The organism is Conexibacter arvalis, from assembly GCF_014199525.1.
Classification (GTDB): domain Bacteria; phylum Actinomycetota; class Thermoleophilia; order Solirubrobacterales; family Solirubrobacteraceae; genus Conexibacter; species Conexibacter arvalis.
The window spans coordinates 161,379-179,652 of record NZ_JACHNU010000007.1 but is presented as its reverse complement, the minus strand read 5'-3'; the positions used below and the strand labels follow the sequence as shown (position 1 = coordinate 179,652).

Here is an 18,274-nt window from a genome sequence, read left to right as displayed (position 1 = left end):
CCGCGGACGGCGCGCGGATGCCGTCATGACCGAGCGCGCGCCAGCTCCAGCTCCGCGATCGCCCGTGCCGCCGCGGACGGCGCGCGAATGCCGGCGGCGGCCGCGCGCGCCTGGGCGCGCGACGGCGGCGCCATCGGGGCGACCGGCCGGTCGAGCGCGGCGAGGCTCTCGCGCACGAGCTCGCTCAGCTCCGGCGTCGTCGACCGTCCGTCCTCCACCACGACGATCGCGTCATGCCAGCCGAGCACGCGGTCGAGCGCCGACGAGCGAGCCAGCGGGATCGCGAGCGCGGCCGGCACCGACAGCGCCCGCGCCGCCCCTGCCAGCTCCAGCGAGATCGCCGCGACCGCGCCGACCGGATCGTCGCCGAGCGGGTCGACCGGATCGGCCGCGGGGCGGTCGGCGGACTCGGCGCCCGCCGATCCCCCGGCCCGCGCCCGCAGGGACGCGCGCAGCTCTGCCGAGCCGGCGCGCTCCGCGCTCGACGACCGCGCTGTTCGCGCCGACGTACGCGGGTCGTCGGGCCCCGCGCCCGCCGACCCGACCGCTCGCGCCGACGCACATGGGTCGACACAGTCGTCGGGCCCCGCGCCCGCCGACCCCGCGCGTCGTGACACGCGCAGATCCGCGACCCACGCCAGCCGGCCCACGCCCGCGGCGTCGTAGCCGCGCCGGCGCAGCAGCGCGGCGCCGCGACGCGCCGCCGGCGTCAGCGGCAGCGCCGCGACCGTCCCGCGTCCCGCCGCCGCCGCGAGCGCGCACGGGCTCCCGCAGGCGTCGGCGAGTGCGAGCGCGACGGCCGAGGCGAGCGCGCGATCGCGCGTCGGCTCGCAGAGGATCGCGACCGTCGGTGCGAAGACCGTCGCGACCGTCGCGGCCGGCTCCTCCGGCAGCGTCAGCGACGCGCCGGCGAGGAGCCGGCCTGAGCTCGGCAGCGAGACGCTCATGTCGCCGGTCCCGCGTCTGCGCTCGCCGTCGTGCGCAGCCGCTTGCCGAGGCCGGGGAGCAGCGACGGCGGGGTCACGACGACCGTCACCCGCGTTCTCGCCACCCGCACCTCGATTCGGTCGCGCGCCCAGCCGGGCAGCGCGCCGCGCGCCGCCGCGGCCCCGTCTCTCCCCTGTGCGAGCGCGACCGCGGCCGACTGCGCCGCGTGGCCGGCGAGCTCCCCCGCCGCGCCGGCGGCGAGCGCCTGCAGGATGCCGATCGCGACGGCGGCATACAGCGGCAGCAGCGCGACGAGCTCGACGACCGACTGGCCGGCGTCGCCGCGGAGGCGGCCCGCCCACCGCCGTGTCGGCGCGGCGACCGTGCCGACCCGCGCTGCACGCCAGCGCGAATCCTGGGCGGCGGCGCTCGCGCGTGTGCGCGCGGTCATCGCTGCGCCTCGAAGCGGGCGCGGGCGGTCACCGTCGTGAGCGTGCCGCCGCCCAGCAGCGCCGGGACCGCGACGTCGAGAGCGACGCCGCCGTCGCGCGCGCGAACGCGCAGGCCGCGCTCGAAGCGCGCCGGCAGCGCGCCGCGGGCGGCGGCGCTCGCGTCGCCGCCGACGGCCTCGGCCCGCGCGGCCGCCCGTGCGGCGCCGTTCGCGAACCAGACGGCCCCGCCGGCGAGCGTGATCTGCCACAGCGCGGCGGCGAGCAGGCAGAGGAGCGGGAGGAGGGCGATGAGCTCGACGGTCGCCTGACCGTCGTCGGAGCTGAGAGCGGACATGCGGCTCACCTTCGCTCCGACCGCTGTCGCGGATCGAGACGCGTTCGCGACGAATCTGCGCAGCCGCGGCGGCGACTCCGCCGCCGACGGCCGCAGCATCCGGCGCCGCGCCCGCGTGCCGCGCCACCGCCGGCGCCGCTCGTCTGGGACGACGACGGGCAAGCCGCGCGGGACGGACGCGCGCCGGACGTGAACCCGCGCACAGCCGCGCGCCAACCCGCGCTCAGCCGCCCGCGAGCAGCTGCGACGGGGTGGCGCCGGCGAGCCGGCGGCAGTCGCGCACGAGGTGCGACTGGTCGGCGTAGCCCGCGTCGGCCGCGAGCCGCCCCAGCTCGACGCCCTCCGCGGTCGCGCCGGACGGCTCCCAGATGCCGGCGAGGAAGCGCTGGAAGCGCAGGACGCGCGCGAGCGTGCGCGGGCCGTACCCGACGGCCGTGCGGAAGCGGCGCAGCAGCTGGCGCTCGCTGACGCCGAGCCCGTCGGCGAGCGCGCGCACGCCGAGCGTCCGGCCGGCCAGCGCATCCCAGGCAGCGGCCCGGCACGCGGCCGTGACGAGCCGGTCGACCGGCCCGCCGGCGGCCGCGCGCACCGCGACGACGTCCTGCAGCAGCTCGGCGCGCGCGCCGGGCGGGGCGCCCGCGACGCGCTCGGCGAGCGCGTCGGCGGCATCGCGGCCCCACAGCTCCGAGAGCGGGACCGTCACGTCGAGCAGGGCGTCGAGCGGCAGTCCGAGCGCCGGCGCGCCCGTCCCCGGCCGCCAGCGCACGCCGACGGTCGTCGAGCCGGCCGGCAGGTCGGAGCGTGCCGGTCCGGTCGCGGGTCCCGCGACGACCAGCTCGCGGTCGGCGAGCCAGATCAGGTCGACGCAGCCGTCGGGCACGATCCGCTGGCGGTGCGGCCGGCTGACGTGCTGGCTCCACGTGCATGCCAGCAGCCCGGCGAGCTGCGGTCGCGGCGGCAGCTCGCGATAGGTCGAGACCGGCACGCCCGAAGTCGCGCCGCCAGGGGGCTGGCGATCCGCGGCGGGCGCGGTGCCGGCGTCAGTACTCGCGAGCTCTGCGGTAGACGTGATAGACCCCGAAGCAGGCGAGTGCGATCAGCGCCAGCCACGCGATCGAACCGGCCCCGGTGTCCCACATCCGATCGGTGCCGACGAGCGCGATCGTGCCCATTCCGGCAGAGCCGTAGAGGATCGCGCGGTTGCGGTCGCCGAGGCCGTAGAGGTCGCTCTTCCGCTCGCGGTAGAGGCGGACCGCCAGATAGGCGAGCGCGCCGAGCATCACCACGACGAGCGTCTGCAGGATCGCGTCGCTCGCGTTGCTGCCGCCCGGGACCACCGCCACCGCCGCGGCGAGCGCGAGGATGATGACGACGTTGCGGACGGTCTGGTTCATCTCACCGTCTATTGCAGCACACGTTCGCGCAGGTCGCCGAGCGCGTCGCCGGCGGTCTCCTCCGGCGCGTCGGTCGAGCCGATCGCGTCGGGCTGCTCGATCGGCTCAGGCGCGAAGCGGTAGCCGACGCCGAAGTGCGTGTGGATGTAGCGCCACTGCGGCGAGGCGCGCTCCAGCTTCTGGCGCAGCTTGCGCACGAAGACGTCGACGGAGCGGTCGCCGTGGGCCATCGCGTAGCCCCACACGCGCTGGTAGATCGTCTCGCGCTCCAGCACCTGGCCGGCGTTGCCGGCGAGCAGGCGGATCAGCTCGAACTCGCGCCGCGTCAGGTCGAGGCTGCGGGTGCCGACGAACGCCTGGAACTGGTCGGGCCGGATCGCGATCTCGCCGGCCTCGACGACCGGGCGCTCGACCGGCGGGGCGGCGAGCCGCCCGCGGCGCACGATCGCCTCGATGCGGGCGACCAGCTCCTCCGGGTGGCACGGCTTGCCGAGCCAGTCGTCGGCGCCGGTCCGCAGCGCGCGAACCCGCTGCGCGACGGTCGAGGGGCCGGTGCAGACGATCACCGGCAGCGCCGGCAGCGCGGCGCAGACCTGCTCGAGGTACGCCCACCCCGGAGCGCCGAGCACGGCGAGGTCGATCACGAGCGCGCCGAGCCGCATCGAGACGAGCTCTTCGACCGGCACGGCGCCGCCGAGCACCGTCTGCTGCCAGCCGCGCGCCCGCACGCGCTTCTCGACCACTTGGAGGAAACCGCTGTCGCCATCGATGATGGCCAGCCGGAGCGGGGCCGTCCGCGACCCCGAGGCGTGCGACTCGTCGTGATTGGAGGTCGCACCCGCGGTGTGTGCCGTCGTCATGGTGGGTCGAAGTCTAAAGCCCTCCGCCGACGGCGGGAGCGTCCCGCCGGCTGCGTTAACAGGTCGTTCACAACTGCCGCGAGGCCCCGCGGCCAGCGCGGCGGAGCGGCCCGTCACTCGGGGCGCGGGGCGGGCGCCTGCGAGGCGTCGGAGAACTCGCGGAAGCGGCCGGTCACGACGAAGGCGGTCTGCTCGCCGACGTCGACCGCGTTGTCGCCGATCCGCTCCAGGCAGCGGGCGACGAGCGCCATGTGCATCGCCCACTCCCGCCGCTCCGGGTCGTCTCCGATCTCGACCGCGCGCGTGAAGATCTCGCGGTTGAGCGCGTTGACCTCGCGATCGAGCGTCACCAGCTCCTGGGCGAGTGCGTGGTCGCGCTCACCGAACGCGCGCTGCGCCTGCAGCACCTGGCCGCGCACGAGCGCGCCCATCCGCGCGATCCGGTCGAGCAGCTGCGCGTCGCGGGCCGGCGCGACGTCGTCGAGCGGCACGAGCTTGGCGACCGTGACGCACTGGTCGCCCATCCGCTCGACGTGCCGGATCACGTGCAGCAGCGCCGCGACGACGCGCAGGTCGCCGGCGACCGGCGCCTGCAGCGCCAGCAGCGACAGGATCGCCTGGTGGGTCTCCACGTAGCGGGTGTCGATGCTGTCGTCGTCGGCGACGACGGCGCTCGCCAGCTCGACGTCGTGCTCGCGCAGCGCGACCAGCGCGCGGTCGAGCGCGTCGACGACGAGGTCGAGGCCGGTCAACGTCTGCCGCTCGATCTGCGCGAGCTGCTCGAGGTACTCCTGCCGTGGCTGGACCATGTACACGGCCATGGTCCTCCTTTCGGCCTCAGCTGCGCGTCAGCAGCTCCGCGCTGACGGTCGCGAGCCGCAGCGGGTCGGGTCGGTGCGAGGTCGCGATCTCCATCAGCAGCGGAGCGTCGTGCGTGCGCAGCAGCGGCGCCAGCGCACGCCAGGGCAGCGTGCCGCGGCCGGGCGGCAGATGGAGGTCGAGCCGCAGCGGCACGATCCCGGGCGGCGTCCCCGGCCCCCTGCGCGCGCCGAGGTTGTCGTGCACGTGGAAGAGGACGACCTCGTCGAGCGCCGCCGCGACCGCCTCCGTCAGCGAGCCGCCGTCGCGCCGGTCGCGCGCTTCCGCGTCGAGCTGGGCGGTCAGGTGGGCGTGGCCGAGGTCGAGCGCGAGCCCGACCGCCGGCGAGTCGAGCCGCCGCACCAGCTCGTGCACCCAGGTGACGGAGTGCGCCAGCTCGCGCCGCGCCGGCGGGACCGGATACGCGGGAGCGAGGTTCTCGACGGCGATCGCGACCCCGACGCGCTCGGCGCGCGCGGCGGCGCGGCGCAGCGACCGCTCCTCGGCCAGCCGGCGGTCCTCGACGCGGTCGGCGGCGACGCCCTCGGCGAGCGGGAAGCAGCCGGCGTGGCAGACGACGATGTTCGCCGCGACCCGGACGGCGCAGTCGAGCAGCCCCTCGAAGGCGCGGTCGTGCGGCGGCATGCCGAGCCGCAGGTCGTCGGGCGCGTGCAGGACGACGCGGAGGCTCGTCGGCGCGAGGACGGCCCGCAGGCAGTCGGCATGCCGGCGGACGCTGACCGGGTCGGCGAGCATCTCGACCGGCGGCGCGTGCAGCTGGACCCAGCCGTAGCCGCACGCCTCCAGCCGCTTCAGCCCGGGCGCGGTCGGCCACCCCTCGCGCGGCACGTCGAGGCCGAGGCGGCCGCCGAGCCGGGCGACGCCGCCGAGCGGCTCGGAGGCCCGCTCGCGGTGGCGCTGGATCGCGACGTCGCTCATGGCGCGACGGTACGGGCGCGAGGACGCGCCGGTGTGTCGCGGATGTGACGAACGTGTGACGGCGAGGTGAACGAGCCTGCCCCGAAGGCCCGTCCGCTGCCCGGAGCGGGTCAGCCGGCGACGCGCTCGTAGCGCGCGTACAGCTCCTCGACCGCCCGTCTTGCGGCCGCGTGGCGCTCGCTCGATCTCGCCGAGGCGTCCGGGTCGGCCCACGCCGACGGATCGGCCAGCTCGTCCTCGAGCGCCGCCAGCGCCGCCTCGGCCTTCTCGATCTCCTTCTCGAGCTTCTGCGCCTCGCGCTGCTGGTTCTTGGAGCGGGCCGGCTGCTGCGGCAGCGCCTTCGGCGGCTTGCCCTTGCCGGCGCCCTTCCCCGAGCCGGAGCCCCTCGACGCCGCGGCCTTCTTCCCGGATGCCGCCGGTCTGCCGTTCTTCGCCGCCAGCTCGGCCGCTCTGCGCTCCTCGCGCACGCGCAGGTAGTCGGCCCAGCCGCCCTCGTAGGAGTTCAGTCTGCCGTCCTCGATCGCGATCGTGCGCGTGCCGACCGCGTCGAGCAGCGCGCGATCGTGGGAGACGAGCAGGAGCGAGCCGTCGAACGCCCGCAGCGCGTCCTCGAGCGCCTCGCGGCTCTCGACGTCGAGGTGGTTGGTCGGCTCGTCGAGGATCAGCACGTTCGCGCCCGAGTTGACGAGGATCGCCAGCGACAGCCGCTGGCGCTCGCCGCCGGAGAGGCCGTCGAGCGGCTTCTGCGCCTCCTCGCCGGAGAAGAGGAAGCGGCCGAGCAGCGCGCGCGCCTTGTTCGGCGTCAGTCTGGTCGCGCGCTGCGCCGCCTCCAGCACCGTCCCGCCCGTGCCGAGGTTCTCGGCGTGCTGGGAGAGGTAGCCGAGTCTGATGTTGTGGCCGGTGCGGAGCTTGCCGGCGGACAGCGGTCGCTCGCCCGCGAGCGTGTCGATCAGCGTCGTCTTGCCGGTGCCGTTGGGCCCGACGAGCGCGACGTGCTCGCCGCGCTCCAGCCACAGCTCGGCCTTCTCCAGCAGCACCTTGCCGGGGACCTCGATGCGGCCGTCCTCCAGCTCGAAGATGACGCGGCCGGCCCGCTCCGATCTCTGGAACTGGAACGACAGGCCCTCTCTGTCGCGCGGGTCGCGCTCGATCCGCTCGATTCTCTCCAGCCGCTTCACGCGCGACTGCGCCTGTCTCGCCTTCGTCGCCTTCGCGCGGAAGCGCTCGACGAACTTCTCCAGGCGGGCGATCTCGGCCTGCTGCTTGTCGATCGCGCGGCCGAGCGCCAGCTCGCGCGCCGCCTGCTCCTGGCGCCACTTGTGCCACGGGCCGGCGAAGAAGCGCGAGCGGCCGCCCTCCAGCTCCAGCACGGCGGTGCCGACCGACTCGAGGAACCAGCGGTCGTGGGCGACCAGCACGATCGCCGCGTCCATCGTGACGAGGTACTGCTCCAGCCACTCCAGCGACTCGATGTCGAGGTGGTTGGTCGGCTCGTCCAGCAGCAGCAGGTCGGGGGCGCCGGCGAGCGCCCGCGCCAGCGAGCCGCGCGTCAGCTGGCCGCCGGAGAAGGTCGACAGCTCGCGGTCGAGGTCGGCGTCCTTGAAGCCGAGGCCGTGCAGCATCGAGGAGGCCCGGTCGCGCCAGCGGTAGCCGCCGAAGTGCTCCAGCCGTGCCTGGGCGCGAGCGTAGGCGTTGAGCGTCGCCTCCTCGTAGTCGCCGTCGGCCATCCGCTGCTCGAGGCGCTTGAGCTCCTCCTCGACGGCGACGATCTCGCTCGCGCCGGAGAGGACGTACTCGCGCAGCGACACGTGCTGCTCGCGCGGCGGGCGCTGGTCGTGGAGCGCGATCTTCGCGCCCTTCTGGTAGCTCATCTCGCCGACGTCGATCGACGCCTGGCCGGCGATCATCCGCAGCAGCGTCGTCTTGCCCGCGCCGTTGCGGCCGGACAGGGTCATCCGGTCTCTGCGCTCGAGCTTGAAGGAGACGCCGCGGACGAGCGGCGAGCCGGCGACGTCCTTGCCGACGTCGGATGCGATCACGACGGCCATACCGGTCCCATGGTAGGTGTCCGCGAGCGGACGAGCGGCGCCGTCGGGGCGGGGCGCCTTCGTCCTGCCTTTCGTTATTGTTCGCCCCCTCATGCGGCACAAGACCACACGCCTGCTCACCACGCTCGTCGCGACGAGCCTCGTCCTCCTGCTGAGCGCTCCGGTTGCGCTCGCGGGGATCGACCACGGCGGTGTCTCCGGCGAGGGCACCTACGGCGAGACGACCGACAGAGTCGTCACGAACTTCGGCTTCGCCGTCATCGCCTTCTTCCCGCTGCTGATCTTCGTCCTCAGCATGCTCCAGTGGAAGCTCGACAAGCGCAGAGACGCGCGCAAGGCGGCCGTCAAGGCCCGCGCCAAGAACGGCGAGTGGAAGGGCGGCTGGTAGCCCCAGCCCCCTCCCGCTCCGGCGGGCAGCCCTCCAGCAGCGCCATCGACGCCCCGGTCCGCCGGGGCGTTTCTCGTTCCACCGGGTTCCGTCCCCCTCGCCCGATTCGCGGGTATAGGGTTGGCCGGAGACCGTGGGAGGAGCGGAATGACCTACTTCGTGACCGGCGCGACCGGTTTCATCGGCCGCCATCTCGTCGAGCGCCTGCTCGAACGCGACGGCGACGTGTACGTGCTGGTGCGGGCCGGATCGGTCGACGCGCTGAACGCCCGCTGGGGCGCGGAGCCGCGCGTCAAGCCGGTCGTCGGCGACCTGATGCTGCCGCTGCTGGGCCTCGGCGAGCGCGAGGTCGAGGCGCTGCGCGAGCAGCAGGTCGACCACTTCTTCCACCTCGCCGCGATCTACGACATGACCGCCGACGAGGAGGCCAACCGGGTCGCCAACGTCGAGGGCACGCGCCATGCCGTCGAGCTCTCCAACGCGATCGGCGCCGGGACCTTCCACCACGTCTCCTCGATAGCGGCGGCCGGCAGCTACAAGGGCCTCTTCCGCGAGGACATGTTCGACGAGGGGCAGAAGCTCGACCACCCCTACCACCGCACGAAGTTCGAGTCGGAGCGGATCGCGCGGACGCAGACCAGCGGTCCGTGGCGCGTCTACCGCCCCGCGATCGTCGTCGGCCACTCGCAGACGGGCGTGATGGACAAGATCGACGGGCCCTACTACTTCTTCAAGGCGATTCAGAAGCTGCGCAGCCTGCTGCCGCAGTGGTTCCCGCTGATCGGCCCCGAGCTCGGCTACACGAACCTCGTGCCGGTCGACTACGTCGCCGCGGCGATGGACCACATCGCCCACCAGCCCGGACTCGACGGTCAGGCCTTCCACCTCGCCGACCCGCGCCCGCAGCGCTCCGGCGAGGCGATGAACGAGTTCGCGCGCGCCGCGCACGCCCCGCAGCTCGCGCTGCGGATCGACCGTCGGCTGACGGCCGCGCTGCCGAAGGGGACGCTGTCGATGCTGATGAAGCTGCCGGCGGCGCGGGGCGTGCGCAGAAGCCTGCTCGCCGACTACGGCATCCCCGACGAGATCGTCGACCACATCGCGCTCGCCGCCCAGTTCGACACGCGCGACACCGAGCGGGCGCTGGAGGGCACCGGGATCGAGGTGCCGCCGCTGTCGTCGTACGCGACGAAGCTGTGGGACTACTGGGAGCGCAACCTCGACCCCGATCTCTTCAGAGACCACTCGTTCGAGGGCGCCGTCAACGGCAAGACGGCGATCATCACCGGCGCCTCCAGCGGCATCGGCCGCGCCGCCGCGCTGAAGATCGCCCGCGCCGGCGGGATCCCGCTGCTGGTCGCGCGCAGCGCCGACAAGCTCGAGGAGACCAAGCGCGAGATCGAGGCGCTCGGCGGGACCGCCTACGTCTACACCGCCGACCTCTCCGACACCGCCTCGATCGAGCAGCTGACCGAACGGATCTTCGCCGACCATCCGGCGGTCGACATCCTCGTCAACAACGCCGGCCGCTCGATCCGCCGCTCGATCGCGCTCAGCTACGACCGCTTCCACGACTTCGAGCGGACGATCCAGCTCAACTACCTCGGCACGATCAAGCTGATCATCCAGTTGCTGCCGCACATGCGGGAGCGCAGAAGCGGCCACATCGTCAACGTCTCCTCGATCGGCGTGCAGACCAACCCGCCGCGCTTCTCCGCCTACGTCGCCTCCAAGGCGGCGCTCGACGCCTTCACGCGCGTCGTCGGGTCGGAGACGATCGGCGACAACGTCTCCTTCACGACGATCCACATGCCGCTCGTGCGCACGGCGATGATCGCGCCGACGAGAATCTACGACTCGTTTCCGACGATCTCGCCCGACGAGGCGGCCGACCTGATCTGCGAGGCGATCCGCTCCAAGCCGAAGCAGATCAACACCCGCCTGGGAACCTTCGGGGAGGTCGCCTACGCGCTCGCGCCGAAGGCGGTCGACCAGATCCTGCACATGGCCTACAAGGTCTTCCCCGACTCGGCCGCGGCGAAGGGCGCCGTCGACCCGGCCGAGCACGCCTCGACCGAGCAGGTCGCGCTCGCCCACCTGATGAAGGGCGTGCACTGGTGAGCGGCGCGACCGGCGGCGGCGCTCAGCCGCCGGCGCCGGCCGGCACGAGGATCGCGCGGCCCTGGACGCGGCCGTCGTCGAGGTCGGCCATCGCGTCGTTGACCGCGTCGAGCGGGTAGGCGGTCGTGTGGAGCGTCACCTTCCCCTGCCGCGTGAGCGTCATCAGCTCGGCGAGGTCGTCCCAGGAGCCGACGAGGTTCCCGATGAAGCTGATCTCGCGCGAGATGATGTCGATCGTCGGCACGTCGACGTTCTCGCCGTAGCCGACGACGAAGTACGAGCCGGCGTCGCGCAGCATCGCGACGCCGTCGGGGATGATCCCGTGCTCGCCGACGAAGTCGATCACCGCCTCGGCGCCGCGGCCGTCGGTCAGCTCGCGCACCCGCTCGACGTGCGAGCCGTCGACGGGCACGGCGTGGTCGGCGCCCAGCTCCGAGGCCAGCGCGAGCGCCCGCTCGGAGGGGTCGAGCACGATCACCTCGGCCGGGGTCATCGCGCGCAGGCACTGGATCCCGATGTGGCCGAGCCCGCCGGCGCCGATCACGACGACGTGCGAGCCGGGGCGCACGATCCGCGCCGCCTTCGCGACGACGTGGTAGGCGGTCAGCCCGGCGTCGGCGAGCGCCGCGACGTCCTTGGGGTCGAGGCCCGCGTCGAGCTTGACGAGCGAGCGGGCGGTCGTGCGCAGCAGCTCCGCGAAGCCGCCGTCGACCGTGATGCCGGGGAAGCTGCTGTTCTCGCAATGGACGTCGTCGCCGATGCGGCAGGCGCGGCAGAGCCCGCACGTGACGAGCGGGTGGACGATCACCGCGTCGCCGACCGCGACGTTGTCGACGGCCGCGCCGACCTCCTCGACCCAGCCCGCGTTCTCGTGCCCGAGCACGTACGGCAGCTCGACGCCCGACTTCTCCGCCCACTGGCCCTCCTGGATGTGGAGGTCGGTGCGGCACAGCCCGGCGCCGCCGACGCGCACGATCACGTCGTTCGGCGCCAGCACCGCCGGCTCGGGCAGCTCGTCGAGGCGCAGCGGTTCGCGGTAGCGGTGCAGGCGCGCGCCTCTCACGCGATCGCCTCCTCGGGCGCGGGCTCGCCGTAGCGCGTCCTCAGCAGCCCGCGGCAGAGCTCGCCGTTGCCCTCGAGGCTGACGCGCACCAGCCGCGCGACCCGCAGGAACCGCGTCAGCTCCTCGGCGCTGGCGAGCGGCGCGCCGTCCGGGCGCACGAACGCCGGCGCCGCCGGCGCGGCGTCGACCCCCAGCTCGCTCCGCAGCGCGCGGCAGCGCTCGCGGTCCGGCTCGGGCGGCAGGTCGGCGAGCGTCGCGGCGGCGAGCTGCGCCGGCGTGCGGCCGGCGGCGAGCATCCGTTCGGCGATCCGCGCCTGGCGCGCGGCGAGCGCCTTGCGCCGGAAGCGCTCCCGCAGGGCGTCGGGCTCGCCGGCGCTCTCGCCCGGGAAGGCGGCGCCGAAGCCCTCCTCCGACGCGGTCGCGTCTCCGATCGCCGTGCCGGCGAAGTGGTCGTCGACCTCGACCCTGACGGCGCCCACCCCCGGTAGCGCCGCGACCGCCGCGTGCGCGTCGGCGGCCATCAGGTAGACGAAGCTCGGCGAGCAGAAGTAGGTCGGCAGCCGCAGCCGGACGGCGACCTCGCCGTCGTCGAGCGAGACGCCGCTGACGAAGCCGAGCTCGGTCAGCGGCTCGTCGAGCTCCGGGTCGCGCACGCCGGCGAGCGCGTCGAGCACCGCCGCACGGGTCGTCATGCCGGCCTCGCGGGCTCCGAGCCGATCGCCGTCGTCTCCTCCGGGGCGAGCCCGACGCGCAGGTCGTGCGGGACGTCGATGTCGTACAGGCCGGCGGCGTTGAGGCCAAGGATCTTGCGCTTGACCGTCGTCGTCAGCTCCGGGTACTCGGTCATGTCGGCCGGGATCTCGAAGTCGACGAAGCGCTCGACCAGCCACTGCGGCCGCCAGATCGCGTAGTCGCTGGCGAACAGGATCCGGTCCTCGCCGATCCAGTAGAGCAGCTCGCCGAGCACCTGCGCGAAGTAGCGCGGACGCGTGTGGATGAACGGCATCGCGACCGCGAGGCCGCCGTAGACGTTGGGCTCCTGCGTCGCGATCCAGCAGAAGTCCTCCAGCCGCGGCAGGCCGACGTGCTCGACGATGAAGTTGAGGTCGGGGAAGTCGGTCGCGACGTGGTCGACGTCGGAGACGTCGAAGGCGTCGCGGTCCAGCGGCCAGATCGTCGGCCCCTTGTGGACGTGGATGTTGCGGATCCCCAGCTCCTGCGACTTCGCCAGGTAGCGCGCCGCCTCGGGCGTGTCGAGTCTCCACCCGCGCGAGTCGCCCCGCCACTCGGCGGTGTACAGCTTCACGCCTCTCAGCTGGAAGCGCTCGGCCAGCTCCTCGAGCGCGGCGAGCCCGGCGTCGCCGTCGCGCGGATCCCACGACCCGTCGACGATGAAGCGGCCGGGATGGCGGTCGGCGACGGCCGCGTTCTGCTCGGTCGTGTTGAAGCCTCTGCGGTAGAAGTCGGTCAGGTAGGTCGGCAGGAAGATCGCGACGTCGACGTAGCCGACCTCGAACAGGTCGTGCATCAGGTCCTGCTCGCTGTAGCGCTGGAATCTCTCCAGCGACCAGACCTCCTCCGGCGGGCTGAGGTTGCGGTGGTAGTCGTAGAAGCAGTTGATGAAGCCGGCGCCGAACTCGTTCGCCTGGTTCTCGGGGCTGGCGTCCCAGAAGTGGACGTGGCCGTCGACGACGAAGTAGCGCTCGCCGTCCTTCTCGTACATGGGTCGCTCCTCTCCTGGTCTCCCCGACCCCATCTCAGTCCATCACCGAGGAGCGGCCGCGGCGAACGCGCGGGCGCGCCGGCGTGCCAGGAGACGTCAGGCTGGCGCGCTCAGATCCTGAAGACCGGCACGAGCCGTCTCTCGTGCTCGGCGTCGATCCGCGCGATCACCTCGACGTGCTCCTCCAAGCCCGATCCGCGCAGCTTGGTCGCGAGCAGCTCGTCGACCTGGAAGATGCCGGCGCTGTTGGACATCGCGATCTCGACGCGGACGGCGCGGTCGCGGCCCGCGAGGATCTTGACCTCCTCGATCGCGTAGGCCGACAGCGAGTGGATGTTCTGGTGGCCGGCCTCGAACGGGACGCGCGAGCGGCCGCGGGCCATGTCGAGCGCGTCGGCGACGCGCACGATCCCGGCCTCGATCGTGAACGGGTTGCCGCGGCGGCGGTGGCCGATGATCGCGTGCATCGCCTCGGCGACGACGATCGAGCGCTCCGGCTCCTCGTAGGCGTCGAGCAGCAGCGACGGCAGCTTGTCGGCGGTGAGGAAGAGGCTGTAGGCCTCGTGGTCGGCGCGGTGGACGGTCATGCCGGAGTCGTGGAAGAGCGCGGCGGCCGCGATCACGACCTCGGCGTCTCTGGTCGTCATGCCGTAGTCGGCGACCATGCCCGGCACGACGCCCCGGCGGAACAGCAGCCGCGCCAGCCGCAGCGCGCTGTTGAGCACGATCTGGATGTGGATCCACGAGTGGTCCGACATCCCCAGCCGGCGGGTCGCGTTGACCGCGGCGACATGCCACCACGCCTTCACCTGCTGGTCGGCGTTGACGGCCGCCAGCAGCCGCTCCAGTCTGCGGTTGCCGCGCGTCGGCACGCGGATCCGCACGTCGGCGATCGCCTCGCGCGGCGGGCGCTCGGAGGGGTCGACCTGCGCGTGCAGGTCGGCGGGCTCGGGCACGGCGGCCTCTCTGCTCACCGGCCTGTGGGGGTTGACGGCTCCATCGAGCCGGGAGGCTAGCGGCTTCAGGCGACGCGGCAGTCGTCGCGCGCCAGGAACGGGAGTCCCGGCAGCCGCGTCGCCGCGCCGAGCAGCGTCAGCCCCTTCGTGCTGCGCTCGAAGGAGCCGCCGACCTTGACGCCGAGCGCGAGCTCCCCGCCGAACCTGGTCCCGTCGGTCGTGACCGCGTAGCGCCGCAGGTCGATCTGGCCGCGCTGGACGATCCGCGCGCCGAGCGCGGCGGCGCGACGGGGCAGCGCCGTCGGCTTGGAGCGCAGCGCGTCGAGCAGCGCCGCGGCGGCGGCGCGGTCGTCGGGATCGCCGAGGTCGAGCGACGCCTCCAGCTCGACGATGCCGCCGCGGTTGGAGCTCGCCTTCCCGCCGCCTCTCACGGCGCGCCGTCTCCCCTCGCCGCCGAGCGCGCCGCGGCCCGCCGCCTCGCCGGCGACGGTGACGCCGAGCGCGAGCGGCCTGCCGGCGGCGTCGAGGCGGTAGGAGAGCAGCGCCTGCCCGCCGGCGGCCGTGACGGCCTCGGCGCCCGGCAGGCCGAGCTCGGCGGTCGCCTTGCCGCTCAGCCGCAGGTACCACGTCGTCTCGCCGTCGCGGCGGACGCGCCGGCCGACGACGGCGCTCGCGTCGCCGCCGCCGCCGATCCCGAAGGCGCCGGAGAGCGTCGCCATCGCGCCGCCCTCGGCATGGACCTCGTCCGGCTCCGGCAGCTGCGGATGCGGTCGCCAGCCGAGCGCGTCGCAGAGGATCGAGCAGGCGGCGCGGACCTCGTCGAGCAGCTTGCCGCGCATCGTCGCCTTGTTGCCGTAGCGCGCGACGAAGCGCTCGGCGGCGGCCGCGTCGGGGAAGGTCCACGAGCGCCCCGACCCCCACACGAGCGCAGCGCCCGCCTTCGCCTCCTCGCCGACGCGCCGGCCGAGCGCGACCCAGGCGCCGGCGCCGCCCTCGATCCCGGCGGCGCTGCCGTCGGAGAGCGTCACGGTCACGCGGCCGTCGGAGCCGCGCACGGCGGTCAGCGTGCCGGTCGACCCGAGCTTGACCGACGCGATCGTCTCACTCAGCCGCTCCTCGCTGACGCGCCGCTCGATCGGGCAGGCGGCCAGTCTGTCGCGCTCGACGACAGCGCGGGGACAGGCGCTGCCGGCGATCGCGCAGAGCCCTCGCTGGATCCCGGCGAGCACGTGGCTGCCGACGCCGCCCGAGGAGAGCGCGACGAGCGCGACCAGCACGCTGGCGACGATCGCCAGCAGCGCGACGTACTCGTTCGCCGCCTGTCCCTCCTCGCCCCCGCTCCGGTGCCGCATCGGGCGAGCTTGGCGCACGCGTGCCAGCCGCCGGGGCCGGCGCGGGACGATCGGCACGGGCGCTGCGGAGGGCGGTGCGCGACCGTCGCGAAGGCGTGCGGATCGCCGCGTGCGACGCACGCGGCCCGGTGCGCGGCCGGCGACCGCTCGGGCAGGCTCAGCCGGCGGCGTCGGCCGCGTCGGCGGCGCTCAGCTCGAGCAGCAGGCCCTCGCGGAGACCGCCCTCGGCGACGGTCAGGGGGCCGACGCGCGCGGCGACCGCCGCGAGCAGGAGGATGCCGGCGGGCAGCAGGTGGACGCGGACCGGGTCGAGCTCGTGCGCCGCGGCGATCTCGGCCGCCGGCGCCGACGCGAGCGTCGCGACCGCCCGCACGAGCGCCTCCGGATCGAGCGTCGGCCCGACGAGCCGGCGCAGCGAGGTGGCGCTGCCGCCGACGGCGACGGCGCGCGCGACCGGCGGGACCGACACGCCGGCGAGGGCCGCCTCGGCCGCCGAGGCGATCGCGCCCAGCTCGGCGGGCAGCGGCGGGTCGCTGCGCAGATGCCGCTCCGCCAGGTCGCCTGAGCCGATCGGCAGCGAGCGCGACCAGGTGACGCCGCCGGCGCGCGTGCCGACGATCAGCTCGCTCGAGCCGCCGCCGATGTCGGCGACGGCGATCGGCTCGTCGCCCGACGCGTCCGCGAGCGCGGCGGTCGCGCCGGCGAAGGCGAGCCGCGCCTCCTCCTTGGAGCCGAGCAGCTCGACGGCGACGCCGGCGGCCCGACCGACGGCCGCGCACACCTCCTCGCCGTCGGCGGTGCGCCGCAGCGCCGCCGTCGCGACCGCGCGCAGCGCCCGCGCGCCGGCTTCCCGCGCCGCCCTCGCCTGCTCGGCGACGACGGTCGTCAGCGCCGCGACGGCGGCGGGCGGAACCGGCTCGCCGGCGCGGCAGACGCGCCCGAGGCGCGTGAAGGCGCGCAGCTGGAGGACCGGCGTCAGCGCATCTCCGGCGCGGTCGGCGACGAGCAGGCGGGTCGTGTTGGACCCGATGTCGATGCAGGCGCAGCGCACGGTCGACTGAGGCTAGCCGTCCACGCAGATGGGACGACGGGCTGCTGTCCGGGCGCTTTGAGGCATCATGGTCGTTCGTGAGCAGCAGCGAATTTGCGATCGAGGTTCGCGGACTCCGCAAGAGCTACGGCGATCTTGAGGCGGTCCGGGGGCTCGACTTCTCGGTGCGCCGCGGTGAGGTCTACGGCCTCCTCGGCCCCAACGGCGCCGGCAAGACGACCACCGTGGAGATCCTCGAGGGATACCGCGAGCGGACGGCCGGCGAGGTCGCCGTGCTCGGCTACGACCCGCAGCTGCGCGACCGCGAGCTGCGCAGCCGCGTCGGGATCGTGCTCCAGAGCAGCGGCATCTACCGGCACGTCAAGGTCCGGGAGGTGCTGGAGCACTTCGCCGGCCTCTACCCCGACCCGCGCGAGGTCGACGAGGTGATCGAGCTGGCCGGCCTGCGCGGCAAGGAGCAGGCCCGCACGCGCACGCTCTCCGGCGGCCAGCTGCGCCGGCTCGACTTCGCGCTCGCGCTGATCGGCGATCCCGAGCTGATCTTCCTCGACGAGCCGACGACCGGCTTCGATCCCGCGGCGCGCCGCGGCGCGTGGGACACGATCCGCTCGCTGAAGGCGCTCGGCAAGACCGTCCTGCTGACGACCCACTACCTCGACGAGGCGCAGGTGCTCGCCGACCGCGTCGCGATCATCAAGGACGGCCGCATCCTCGTCGAGGGGGCGCCGGGCGAGCTCGGCGTCGGCAGCGGCTCGGTCCGCTACCGCGTCGCGTGGCGCAACGGCAGCGGCCTGCTCAACCAGCAGGAGACCGACGACCCGACCACCTTCCTGCACGAGCTGACCTCCGCCGCGCTGGCGAGAGGAGAGAAGCTCGACAGCCTCAGCGTCTCGCGCCCGACGCTCGAGGACGTCTACCTGGAGCTGACCGCCTGATGGACGCCGCCCAGCCGAGCTTCGCCAGCCTGACCTGGCGCCAGTACCGCCTGGAGCGCCGCATGTTCTGGCGCAACCCCAGCGCGGCCTTCTTCAACTTCATGCTGCCGCTGGTCCTGCTCGCGCTGTTCGGCGCGGTCTTCAGCGGCAACCAGGAGGACCTCGACGTGATCGTGCCGGGCATCGCCGGCATGAGCGTCGTCTCGACGACCTTCAGCGCGCTCGCCTACAACGTCACCGCGATGCGCGAGCTGGGGGTGCTGAAGCGGATGCGCGGCACGCCGATCCCGAGCGGCGCCTTCCTGCTCGGCATCGCCGGCCACGCGATCACGAACACGGCGATGCAGATGGTCCTGATCACCGTCGCCGGCAAGCTCTTCTTCGGCGTCGACTGGCCCTCCGACGTCGGCGAGATGGTGGTCTTCGTCGTGCTCGGCGTCGTCTGCTTCTCGTCGCTCGGCGTCGCGCTGTCGCACGTGATCCCCAACAACGAGTCGGCGCCGGCGTACGTCAACGCGATCTTCCTGCCGCTGATCATCGTCTCCGGCGTCTTCTACGACGCCGCGGACGTCCCGTCGTTCCTCGCCGGCGTCGCCGAGGCCCTGCCGCTGACGCACCTGATCGACGGGCTCTCGGCCGCGATGGTGACCGGCTCGGGAATCGGCGACCAGCTGTCGTCGATCGGCGTGATCGTCGCCTGGACGATCCTCGGCGTCGCGCTCGCGATCCGCGGCTTCAGCTGGGAGGCGCGCCGCTCGTAGCGGGCGGGGCGGTGCCGGGCCGAACGCGCCCACTTGTAGCGTTCTTCACACGTTCCGCCGCGGCGGCTGGTTCGATGTGCCGAGATCCGCACCGGACCAGGAGGAGGTACCC

Annotated in this window: 19 protein-coding genes; 4 read left to right on the top strand and 15 right to left on the bottom strand. The window is 74.1% G+C overall.

The features are described from left to right. Nucleotides 1-23: 23 nt before the first annotated feature. From BDZ31_RS20360 to BDZ31_RS20320, 9 genes are all read right to left on the bottom strand, one after another. Nucleotides 24-947, bottom strand: coding sequence for a hypothetical protein (locus tag BDZ31_RS20360; RefSeq protein ID WP_183344573.1), 924 nt, complete (start codon nucleotides 945-947; stop codon nucleotides 24-26). Further along, nucleotides 944-1,378, bottom strand: coding sequence for a pilus assembly protein (locus tag BDZ31_RS20355; protein ID WP_183344570.1), 435 nt, complete (start codon nucleotides 1,376-1,378; stop codon nucleotides 944-946). The genes BDZ31_RS20360 and BDZ31_RS20355 overlap by 4 nt, the downstream gene beginning before the upstream one ends. Next, entirely contained in the window at nucleotides 1,375-1,713 is a 339-nt protein-coding gene (locus tag BDZ31_RS20350) for a pilus assembly protein (protein ID WP_183344569.1), read from the bottom strand. The genes BDZ31_RS20355 and BDZ31_RS20350 overlap by 4 nt, the downstream gene beginning before the upstream one ends. 223 nt (nucleotides 1,714-1,936) lie before the next feature. Next, nucleotides 1,937-2,698 (bottom strand): DUF6597 domain-containing transcriptional factor, encoded by a 762-nt coding sequence (locus BDZ31_RS26110; protein ID WP_221243211.1) that lies wholly within the window; start codon nucleotides 2,696-2,698, stop codon nucleotides 1,937-1,939. 55 nt (nucleotides 2,699-2,753) lie between these two features. Then, nucleotides 2,754-3,107 (bottom strand): hypothetical protein, encoded by a 354-nt coding sequence (locus BDZ31_RS20340; RefSeq protein ID WP_183344567.1) that lies wholly within the window; start codon nucleotides 3,105-3,107, stop codon nucleotides 2,754-2,756. 8 nt (nucleotides 3,108-3,115) lie between these two features. Next, nucleotides 3,116-3,967 carry a response regulator transcription factor gene (locus tag BDZ31_RS20335; RefSeq protein WP_183344565.1) on the bottom strand — a complete coding sequence of 284 codons (852 nt, stop codon included), beginning with the start codon at nucleotides 3,965-3,967 and terminating at the stop codon, nucleotides 3,116-3,118. 113 nt (nucleotides 3,968-4,080) lie between these two features. Then, nucleotides 4,081-4,788, bottom strand: coding sequence for a phosphate signaling complex protein PhoU (phoU, locus tag BDZ31_RS20330; protein WP_183344563.1), 708 nt, complete (start codon nucleotides 4,786-4,788; stop codon nucleotides 4,081-4,083). A 16-nt stretch (nucleotides 4,789-4,804) separates the two neighbouring features. Further along, complete coding sequence (locus tag BDZ31_RS20325; RefSeq protein WP_183344561.1) at nucleotides 4,805-5,764, bottom strand: sugar phosphate isomerase/epimerase family protein; 960 nt, start codon at nucleotides 5,762-5,764, stop codon at nucleotides 4,805-4,807. A 110-nt stretch (nucleotides 5,765-5,874) separates the two neighbouring features. After that, nucleotides 5,875-7,812 carry an ABC-F family ATP-binding cassette domain-containing protein gene (locus BDZ31_RS20320; protein WP_183344559.1) on the bottom strand — a complete coding sequence of 646 codons (1,938 nt, stop codon included), beginning with the start codon at nucleotides 7,810-7,812 and terminating at the stop codon, nucleotides 5,875-5,877. Between the two features lie 91 nt (nucleotides 7,813-7,903). Between BDZ31_RS20320 and BDZ31_RS20315 the strand changes: the two genes are divergently transcribed. Both BDZ31_RS20315 and BDZ31_RS20310 read left to right on the top strand, forming a co-directional pair. Next, nucleotides 7,904-8,200: a hypothetical protein gene (locus BDZ31_RS20315; RefSeq protein WP_183344557.1), complete on the top strand. Its 297-nt coding sequence runs from the start codon at nucleotides 7,904-7,906 to the stop codon at nucleotides 8,198-8,200. Nucleotides 8,201-8,347: 147 nt separating this feature from the next. Beyond that, nucleotides 8,348-10,321 (top strand): SDR family oxidoreductase, encoded by a 1,974-nt coding sequence (locus BDZ31_RS20310; RefSeq protein WP_183344555.1) that lies wholly within the window; start codon nucleotides 8,348-8,350, stop codon nucleotides 10,319-10,321. Between the two features lie 22 nt (nucleotides 10,322-10,343). On the opposite strand, the gene BDZ31_RS20305 is transcribed toward BDZ31_RS20310, so the two are convergent. From BDZ31_RS20305 to BDZ31_RS20280, 6 genes are all read right to left on the bottom strand, one after another. Further along, a complete protein-coding gene (locus BDZ31_RS20305; RefSeq protein ID WP_183344553.1) occupies nucleotides 10,344-11,384 on the bottom strand; it encodes an alcohol dehydrogenase catalytic domain-containing protein in 1,041 nt (346 codons plus the stop codon). Next, nucleotides 11,381-12,076, bottom strand: coding sequence for an iron-sulfur cluster assembly protein (locus BDZ31_RS20300; RefSeq protein ID WP_183344551.1), 696 nt, complete (start codon nucleotides 12,074-12,076; stop codon nucleotides 11,381-11,383). The genes BDZ31_RS20305 and BDZ31_RS20300 overlap by 4 nt, the downstream gene beginning before the upstream one ends. Further along, the gene (locus BDZ31_RS20295) at nucleotides 12,073-13,107 is read right to left on the bottom strand and encodes an amidohydrolase family protein (RefSeq protein ID WP_183344549.1); all 1,035 of its coding nucleotides are present in this window, start codon (nucleotides 13,105-13,107) and stop codon (nucleotides 12,073-12,075) included. The genes BDZ31_RS20300 and BDZ31_RS20295 overlap by 4 nt, the downstream gene beginning before the upstream one ends. A gap of 110 nt (nucleotides 13,108-13,217) precedes the next feature. Continuing rightward, a complete protein-coding gene (locus BDZ31_RS20290; RefSeq protein ID WP_183344547.1) occupies nucleotides 13,218-14,081 on the bottom strand; it encodes an HD domain-containing protein in 864 nt (287 codons plus the stop codon). Between the two features lie 47 nt (nucleotides 14,082-14,128). Then, nucleotides 14,129-15,415, bottom strand: a complete 1,287-nt coding sequence (locus BDZ31_RS20285; protein WP_183344546.1) for a hypothetical protein — start codon at nucleotides 15,413-15,415, stop codon at nucleotides 14,129-14,131. A 157-nt stretch (nucleotides 15,416-15,572) separates the two neighbouring features. Beyond that, nucleotides 15,573-16,466, bottom strand: a complete 894-nt coding sequence (locus tag BDZ31_RS20280) for a Ppx/GppA phosphatase family protein (protein WP_183344544.1) — start codon at nucleotides 16,464-16,466, stop codon at nucleotides 15,573-15,575. A gap of 77 nt (nucleotides 16,467-16,543) precedes the next feature. On the opposite strand from BDZ31_RS20280, the gene BDZ31_RS20275 reads away from it, so the two are divergent. Together BDZ31_RS20275 and BDZ31_RS20270 are read left to right on the top strand one after the other, a co-directional pair. Further along, on the top strand, nucleotides 16,544-17,401 hold the full coding sequence (locus BDZ31_RS20275) for an ATP-binding cassette domain-containing protein (RefSeq protein WP_183344542.1): 858 nt from the start codon (nucleotides 16,544-16,546) through the stop codon (nucleotides 17,399-17,401). Then, complete coding sequence (locus BDZ31_RS20270; protein ID WP_183344540.1) at nucleotides 17,401-18,162, top strand: ABC transporter permease; 762 nt, start codon at nucleotides 17,401-17,403, stop codon at nucleotides 18,160-18,162. The genes BDZ31_RS20275 and BDZ31_RS20270 overlap by 1 nt, the downstream gene beginning before the upstream one ends. Nucleotides 18,163-18,274: the final 112 nt, after the last annotated feature.